Source organism: Micromonospora sp. NPDC000207, assembly GCF_040300925.1.
Classification (GTDB): domain Bacteria; phylum Actinomycetota; class Actinomycetes; order Mycobacteriales; family Micromonosporaceae; genus Micromonospora.
Genome location: NZ_JBEPEQ010000195.1, coordinates 1 through 5332, shown reverse-complemented (window position 1 = coordinate 5332; position 5332 = coordinate 1). Strand labels below are relative to the sequence as shown.

Here is a 5332-nt window from a genome sequence, read left to right as displayed (position 1 = left end):
CCCCGGCCCCCGCCACCGCCAGCCGGGCCGGTCGGCCCGCTCCGAGCCGCCCGGCGTTGACCAGGGCGAGCACGGTGACCGTGGTGGGGCCGCCGAACACGGCCGGGACCAGCAACGACTGGGGTCGCCAGGGTGCCCTCCGCCGTCGGTACGTCTCGGCGGTGATGGTGGGGGTGAACAGATCGTCGTCGACCACGGTGGTCCCGTCGGGTAGGGGAGTGCCGAATCGTGCCACAGTCGGATTGTCGACCGGATCGCCCCGGACGTCCCGGGCTGAACGGCTGGTACGGGCCGTGACGGGGCCGCTGCGGGCCGAGGTGTCCCCGGGTGGAGAAGCGGGTCGGGTGTCGCCGGACGCGGTGGGGCAGTACGGTGCGGGTGACGCAATTCGCATCGACGTGAACAGGGATGGGACCATAACCCCCATGAGAGCCCGGGTACTGGTGGTTGACGACGACCCCGCGCTCGCCGAGATGCTCGGCATCGTGTTGCGCAGCGAGGGGTTCCTGCCCTCCTTCGTCGCCGACGGGGAACGGGCACTTGCCGCGTTCCGGGACAGCCGGCCGGACATCGTCCTGCTGGACCTGATGTTGCCCGGGATGAGCGGAATCGACGTGGCGCGGGCGATCCGGGGCGAGTCCGGCGTACCGATCGTGATGCTCACCGCCAAGAGCGACACCGTCGACGTGGTGCTCGGCCTGGAGTCCGGGGCCGACGACTACGTGGTGAAGCCCTTCAAGCCGAAGGAACTGGTGGCCCGGGTGCGGGCCCGGCTGCGCCGGGGTGAGGACGTCGCCCCGGAGCTGCTCACCATCGGACCGCCGGAGAACCAGATCACCATCGACGTGCCGGCCCACACGGTGAGCCGCAACGGCGAGGAGGTGAAGCTGACCCCGCTGGAGTTCGACCTGCTCGTCGCGTTGGCCCGCAAACCCCGCCAGGTCTTCACCCGCGAGGTGCTCCTGGAGCAGGTCTGGGGTTACCGGCACGCCGCCGACACCCGGCTGGTGAACGTGCACGTGCAACGTCTCCGGGCCAAGATCGAGCCGGATCCGGAGCGACCCGAAATCATCCTCACCGTGCGGGGCGTGGGCTACAAGGCCGGCACCGGATAACCTTGGTCGCACTGTGACCTCCTCCCCGACCGTCACCGGATCCTCCCCGTCCTCCCGCCGGCGCCGCGCCGTGCGGGAGTCGTGGCACGGTCTGCTCGGTTGGTTCGCCCGCCTCTTCGGCGGCCTGCACCGGGCCTGGCGTCGGTCGCTGCAACTGCGGGTGGTCACCATCACACTCGTCGTCTCCAGCCTGCTGGTCGGCGGGTTCGCGTACCTGATCGCCGACAAGATCACCAACATCCTGTTGGAGAACGCCAAGTCCGACGTGCTGATGCGGTTGCAGAACGGGCAGGACTACTCCGCCAAGCAGTTGAGCCTCTACAGCACCCCCCAGGAGGCGCAGCTCCAGGAGACCATCGAGGGCACGGTCAACTACCTCGCCGGGGGGGACCCGCAGCAGACCAACGGGGTGGTGGTGGCACTCACCGCCGACCGGTACACCGGCGTCATCGAGGCCCGCAGCTCCTCCGACGTCGAGTACCAGGCACTGATCAGCCGGGAGCTGCGGGCCGCCGTCGCCGACGGCAACGTCGCGCACCAGATCCGTACCGGCCGGCTGACCGGGGACCGCACCAAGTACCTGGTCTACGGCTCACCCGTACCGACCCGGTTCGGGCAGTTGGAGCTCTACTACCTCGTGCCGCTGGACCGGCAGGACGCCACCGCCGCCGACGCCCGGGCCACCGTGGTGGCCACCGGGGTCGCCCTGGTGCTCCTGCTCGGGCTGCTGGCCGCCCTGGTCACCCGGTTGGTGGTGACCCCGGTACGGGTGGCCGCCCGGACCGCCCAACGCCTCTCCGCCGGTCTGCTCGACCAGCGGATGGTGGTCGACGGCGAGGACGACCTGGCCCTGCTCGCCGCCTCGTTCAACCAGATGGCGACAAACCTTCAGCGGCAGATCCTGCGCCTGGAGGAGATGTCCCGGCTGCAACGCCGCTTCACCTCCGACGTCTCGCACGAGCTGCGGACCCCGTTGACCACGGTCCGGATGGCCGCCGACCTGATCTTCGCCGAGCGTGACGAGTTCGACCCGGCGGTGGCGCGCAGCGCCGAGCTGCTCCAGGCCGAGCTGGACCGGTTCGAGGAACTCCTCACCGACCTGCTGGAGATCAGCCGGTTCGACGCCGGTTTCGCCATGCTCGACGCCGAGCCGACCGACCTGGTCCCGATGGTGCACCGGGTGGCCGACCGGCTGGCCGGGCTGGCCGAGCGGGTCGGGGTGGAGCTGGTACTCGACGTGCCGAGCACCCCGGTCATCGCCGAGGTCGATCCCCGCCGGGTCGAGCGGGTGCTGCGCAACCTGGTCGGCAACGCCGTGGAGCACGGTGAGCGTCGCCCGGTCCACATCACGTTGGGCATCGACCAGACAGCCGTGGCGATCACCGTCCGGGATCACGGGGTGGGGCTCAAGCCGGGGGAGGAGAAGTTGGTCTTCAACCGGTTCTGGCGGGCCGACCCGTCCCGGGCCCGACAGACCGGCGGTACGGGGCTCGGCCTGTCGATCAGCCTGGAGGACGCCCGGCTGCACGGCGGCTGGCTGGAGGCGTGGGGGGCGCCCGGACAGGGTGCCCAGTTCCGACTCACGCTGCCGGCCCGGGCGGGGGACCGGCTGACCACCTCCCCGCTGCGCCTGGTGCCGGCCGACGCGGTCCTGCCCTTCGGCGGACCCCGCGACGGCGGCCCGTCGGCCATCGGCGTCGGGACGGGGGCCGACCTGGCGACGGCGGTGCCGGTGACTGACCTGGCGGGAGCCGGTTCGGGGGCCTGGTCGACGAGCGTCGTCGCGGCGTCGGTCACCACGTCGGCACCGCGCCGTCAGCCGGGTCGGAACCCCTCCGCCGACGTGTCGGTCTCCGACCACACCCCGGACGGTGGCCCGCAGGGTGGTCCGACACCCGCCGGTACGGCCGGTCGGGCCGAGGTGGGGTCGTGAGGTCGCACCGGATCCGACTGCTCGCCGCCGGTTGTGTCGGCGTACTGCTTGCCGGGCTCTCCGGGTGCGGGATCCCGAACGAGTCCGAGGTCCAGGTGGACGAACGCCGGCCGTCGGTGGTGGCGAACGGGTCGAGCCTGCGTCGTGACGAGCCACCCAACCGGACCTCGGCCGGAACCGATCCGGACGTCTTCGTCCGCAACTTCCTCTCCGCCGCCGCCGGGGAGCCGGACCGGGCGTACCAGCGGGTCAAGCAGTTCATCGACCCCGCCGAGCGGGACCGCCTCCAGGAGAAGCAGGGCAGCGAGATCGGGCTGACGGTGGTGCGCCTGCGCGACGAACCGGTGATCACCACCGACGTCGAGAGCACCAAGGTCCGCATCGCGGTGCAGCAGATCGGTCTGTTGCGGGCCAACGGCACCCTGGTGCCGCCGGTGGCGACCGAGAGCGAGTACCAGTTCGAGCTCAACACCGGCGAGCGCGAGGAGAGCAACGGGTTGTACGTCCGCAACCCGCCGAACGTGCTCCTGCTCAGCGACACCGCGCTGCGGGAGTTCTACCAGTCCGAGACGATCTACTTCTGGAACTCCGACCGCTCCCGTCTGGTCCCCGACCAGCGCTACCTACCGCTGGCGGTCGCCGCCGAGCGGCGGGTGACCGACGTGGTGCGGTGGCTGACCGCCGGCCCGTCGGACTGGCTCGGCCCGGGGGTGAGTCGACTGCCCGACGGCACCAGCCTGATCAACAACGCCACCGAGTCGGACGGCCGGTGGGAGGTCAACCTCACCATGTCGGGAGAGGACGACGACCGGCTGGACCAGCTCGCCACCCAGCTCGCCTGGTCCCTGCCCGAGTTGCAGGGGACCCTGGAGCTGAAGATCCGCAACCAGACCCGGCGGGTGATCGACAGCCTCCGCGAGCACCGGCTGTCCCACCCGGCCTACCCGATCAGCGACAGCCCGCAGCGGTTCTGCCTCTACGACGGGGTGATCCAGCCGTTGGCCTTCGCCGGGGAGCCGAGCGGGACGGTGCCTGTGGTGACCTCCGCCAACCAGCGGGCGGTGTCGGCGGCGTTGGCCCGCTCCGGTGACCAGGTCCTCGCCGCCCTCGTGCTGACCGGGGCGGACGGCAGGTACCGCCTCGGTGTCGGGTCCGGCCCCACCGACGTGAAGATCTCCGCGGCCAGTGCGCCGTTCACCTCGACAGGTCAACCGGTCTGGCTGCGCTCGGCCGCCCCGGACCGGCCGCACGGCCTGGTCGCCGCCGAGGGGAAGCTCTACCGGTTCGACGCCGAGGCCAGGATGGAGCAGGTGCCGCTGCTCAACGTCGCAGGTCGGGTGACGGCGGTGGCCGCCGCCCTCGACGGGCACCGGATCGCGGTGATCGCCGGCGGGATGCTCTACGTGGCGGCGGTGAACCTCGACGGCGGTCAGGTCAACGTGGGTCCGGCCCGGCAGATAAGCACCTCCCTGACCGCCTTGACCGCTGTCGACTGGGGTGGCGAGAACAGCCTGGTGGTGGCGGGTTCGGGCGGCCGGCCGGCGATCTACGAGACCAGCGTGGACGGCGCCCTGGAGACACCCCGCAACACCGACGTCGGGGGCCAGGTGACCCACCTCGCGGCGTACCCGGTCAATCCGGTCGTCTCCATCTCCGCCGGGACCCTCATGTACGAGGCCAACGGGGTGGCCTACCGCAGCAATCCGTTCGAACGGATCAAGCAGGAGCAGGTGCTCGTGCCGCCGCCGACGAACGGGGCGACGGCGGGCAACCCGACGGCACCCTTCTTCCTCTACTGACCGCCGGGAGGAACCGTGCCGGACTTCGCAGGGCTCTGGGCGGACCTCGGCGACCTGGTGCTGCCGGCCGAGTGCGCGGGGTGCCGCAGCGCCGCCACACCCCTGCGACAGGGGGTCTGCGTCGACTGTGCAGCCGAGCTACGGGCCCTGCGCCCCCGATCGGTACGCCCCACACCGGCCCCGCCCGGACTGCCGCCCTGCGTGGCCCTCGGCCCGTACGAGGGGGCACTGCGGGAGTCCCTGCTGACCTACAAGGACCGGGGACGGCACGGGCTGGCCCGGCCGTTGGGGGCGCTCCTGGCCGAGGTGGTGGCCGCGGCGGTGGGGCCGGTCCGCCCGGTGCTGCTGATCGGGGTTCCCGACACCGCTGCGGCGGCCCGGGCCCGCTACGGGGACCACCTGGCCCGGTTGACCCGGCAGGCGGCGACCCGGCTGCGGAGCGCCGGCTGGCCGGTGCGGGTGCTCCAGCCGCTGGTGGCCGCACC

General features: G+C 72.0%; 5 protein-coding genes. 4 read left to right on the top strand and 1 reads right to left on the bottom strand.

From position 1 onward, the window contains the following. Positions 1-235, bottom strand: a 235-nt coding sequence (locus ABT336_RS26670; RefSeq protein WP_350900248.1) for a hypothetical protein, incomplete at its 3' end; no start/stop codon positions are given. A 190-nt stretch (positions 236-425) separates the two neighbouring features. On the opposite strand from ABT336_RS26670, the gene mtrA reads away from it, so the two are divergent. The 4 genes from mtrA to ABT336_RS26650 form a co-directional block, all read left to right on the top strand. Then, positions 426-1115 (top strand): MtrAB system response regulator MtrA, encoded by a 690-nt coding sequence (gene mtrA / locus ABT336_RS26665; RefSeq protein WP_350900246.1) that lies wholly within the window; start codon positions 426-428, stop codon positions 1113-1115. Positions 1116-1206: 91 nt separating this feature from the next. Further along, positions 1207-3048, top strand: a complete 1842-nt coding sequence (mtrB, locus tag ABT336_RS26660) for an MtrAB system histidine kinase MtrB (RefSeq protein WP_350900250.1) — start codon at positions 1207-1209, stop codon at positions 3046-3048. Continuing rightward, a complete protein-coding gene (locus ABT336_RS26655) occupies positions 3045-4847 on the top strand; it encodes an LpqB family beta-propeller domain-containing protein (RefSeq protein WP_350900244.1) in 1803 nt (600 codons plus the stop codon). The genes mtrB and ABT336_RS26655 overlap by 4 nt, the downstream gene beginning before the upstream one ends. A gap of 15 nt (positions 4848-4862) precedes the next feature. Next, positions 4863-5332: ComF family protein (locus ABT336_RS26650; RefSeq protein WP_350900242.1), on the top strand; the 470-nt coding region annotated here is incomplete at its 3' end.

Coding starts and splice junctions, on each gene's coding strand:
- mtrA (WP_350900246.1), top strand. CDS start 426: ATGAGAGCCCGGGTACTGGTGGTTGACGACGACCCCGCGCTCGCCGAG.